This is a genomic window from Polaromonas sp. P1_E1_2, assembly GCF_056406035.1.
In genome coordinates, this window is record NZ_JBFUAZ010000559.1 from 1 (window position 1) to 2,816 (window position 2,816).

General features: G+C 61.7%; 2 protein-coding genes and 1 pseudogene. All 3 read right to left on the reverse strand.

Going from position 1 to position 2,816, the window contains the following annotated elements; translation table 11 throughout:
- Window positions 1-64: 64 nt before the first annotated feature.
- Entirely contained in the window at window positions 65-1,069 is a 1,005-nt protein-coding gene (locus AC1D1P_RS19820) for a M48 family metalloprotease (protein ID WP_477670194.1), read from the reverse strand.
- A 182-nt stretch (window positions 1,070-1,251) separates the two neighbouring features.
- A complete protein-coding gene (locus tag AC1D1P_RS19825) occupies window positions 1,252-1,845 on the reverse strand; it encodes a LemA family protein (RefSeq protein WP_477670195.1) in 594 nt (197 codons plus the stop codon).
- Between the two features lie 296 nt (window positions 1,846-2,141).
- Window positions 2,142-2,816: pseudogene (locus AC1D1P_RS19830) on the reverse strand (DNA-directed RNA polymerase subunit beta'); the annotation flags it as partial.

Sequence of the window (2,816 nt, forward strand, 5' to 3'; positions counted from 1 at the left end):
GGGGCCCTGCCGTTCAACCTAATGGCGATGTGCTTATTGGAAAGTTATTGCTGCCATGGCGAATCTAGAAAATGGCGTCCGGTCGCGTTGGCATTTCATCATCACGCTGCGTGGGAAGCGCCTCCATTGACCGGCCATAGATGCGGCGGATGCGCTCAGCCAACGGCGGATGGCTGGCAAACCAATGGGTATCTGCACGGAGGCCCACCAGCAGCATGTGCTGCACGGCCGGGTGCACGCTGCGCGGCATCAGCCCCTGCGCCTGCTGGCCTGCCACCTTGCGCAGCACGCCACCCAGGCCATCCTTGCTGCGCGTGAACTGCACGGCTCGCGCATCTGCCAGGAACTCGCGCTGGCGCGACACCGCCGCCTTCAGTGCACGCCCCGCAAGCCATCCGAGCGAGCCTGTGGTCATGATGGCAAAGCCGGGCAAGGCAAGGAAAGAACGCCCGCCGCTGTCGTTCTGCGCGCACATGCTGCGTCCGAGGTTGAAGACCATCTCAAGCCCGAACACCATACCGGCCAGCCGCATGTTCAGACGCGTATCGCCTTCGCGTATATGGCTGAATTCATGCGCCACCAAGCCCTGCAGCTCGTCGCGTGTCAGGTACTCCAGTGCACCGCGCGTTACCGCCACCACCGAGTCGTCCTCATCCCAGCCGGTGGCAAACGCATTGATGCCCTCTTCCCGGTCGAGCACCATGGCCTGGGGCGGCCGCATGCTGGCGGCAATAGCCAGCTCACTCACGATGTTGCACAGCTTTTGTTCGGCCTCCCGGCTGGCTGGCCAGGCTTCCCGGGCACCCGCACGGCGCGCCAGCTTCTCACCGCCGCCCTTCAGCGCAGAGGTTTCCAGCCACCAGCCGCCAAACACGAACAGCAGGGTCATGCCCGTGTTGACCGCAAAGAAGTAGCCGGGGTAGCCACTGAAGCCGGAGGCCACGAGACGCCAGGTGAGCGCCAGCGCGGCATTGACGGCCACAACCAGCGCAAGCACCGTCAAGCCGAACAGCACTAGCAGCCGCGTGGTCTGCCCGCGCGCTGTCTCCTGGCGCTCAAAAAAGCGCATTCACAGCCCCTCGGGTCATCTCACCCTTCAATACCCGAGGAGCACGCAGGCAGCTTACAGAGGATCCAAACCAGCCAGGACCGCGGAACCGGCTTTGCCGGGCCGCAGGCGAAGCGTCTCGCGAGCCGCGACCTGCAAGGCCTCGCGTGGTACACGAAGTGACAAGCGTGGGGGCCACGTTTTCAGAACTGGACACGCACAGCCTGGCGCTCGGCCGGTGTTTCGGTTGCGCGCAGCATGGCTGAAGGCGCGAACCCAAACGTGCGGGCAATCAGCAGCGCGGGAAACTGCCCCTGCGCATTGTTGTAGTCCAGCACGGCATCGTTATAAGCCTGCCTGGCAAAACCAACCTTGTTTTCGGTGCTGGTGAGCTCTTCGCTGAGTTCACGAATGGTCTGGTCGGCCTTGAGTTCGGGGTAGGCCTCGGCTACGGCAAAAAGCCGCCCCAGGCTGCCGTCCAGCGACTGTTCGGCAGCGGCCAGCGCCACAACGGCGCCGGCATTGGCAGGGCGGCTGCGCACCGCATCGCTGGCCGCGCGTGCCTGGTTGCGCGCAAGCATCACCGCCTCAAGCGTGCTTTGCTCATGCTGCAGGTATTTTTTGGCGGCTTCGACCAGATTGGGAATCAGGTCGTAGCGGCGCTTGAGCTGCACATCGATCTGGGCGAAAGCGTTGGCAATGATGTTTTTCAGCCGAACCAGCCGGTTGTAGGCGCCTACGGCCCAGAAAACCAGCAAGGCAAACACAATGACGAAAACAAGCGTGCTAAGAGGCATGGATATTCCTTGGTGCGACATGAGCTGACACTCACCCGACAGCTCGGCGGGCGACTGCCGCGAGGTTAACTGTTTTTGGGCTCAAACGGCAAGTTGGCAGGCTGCTTTTGAATACCATGAAAACGCTATGATTTTGATAGCTGGTTACGCACACCCGATATGCGCAAAACCCAAATTTCGCTTAAATTCCCGTCTGCATTATTGCCACGTGGCGGCCGTCCTGCCCATAAAAAAAGCCCCACACCCTTGCGGGATGTGGGGCCTTGCGCCTTTTGCGGCGCGGGAGTCAGTCTGGCTTACTCGGTAGCCGCACTGTCGCCACCCGCTTCGGCTGCGGCGGGCATGGCTTCGAGCTCGGCCGCTTCGGCTTCAGCAATGGCACGGCGCTCTGCATCGTCCATCTGGTCCTTGGCTTTGCGTGCCTCGTGGTAGGCCATGCCGGTACCGGCAGGAATCAGGCGGCCGACGATCACGTTTTCTTTCAGGCCACGCAACTCGTCGCGCTTGCCCATGATGGCAGCCTCGGTGAGCACGCGGGTGGTTTCCTGGAAGGAAGCCGCGGAAATGAACGAATCGGTCGACAGCGAAGCCTTGGTGATACCGAGCAGCAAGTTGCTGAACGTTGCCGGAATCTTGCCGTCAGCGCGCAAGGCGTCGTTGGCATCCAGCATGGCAGAACGCTCGACCTGTTCACCAGCGATGTAGCTGGAATCACCCACGTTTTCAACGACCACGCGGCGCAGCATCTGGCGAACAATCACTTCAATGTGCTTGTCGTTGATCTTCACGCCCTGCAGACGGTAAACATCCTGCACTTCGTCGACGATGTAGCGGGCCAGCTCTTCCATACCCAGCAGGCGCAAGATGTCTTGCGGGTCGGCCGGGCCGTCCACAATCGACTCGCCCTTGTTGACCACCTGGCCTTCGTGCACCAGGATGTTCTTCTCCTTGGGCACGAGATCTTCCCAGAC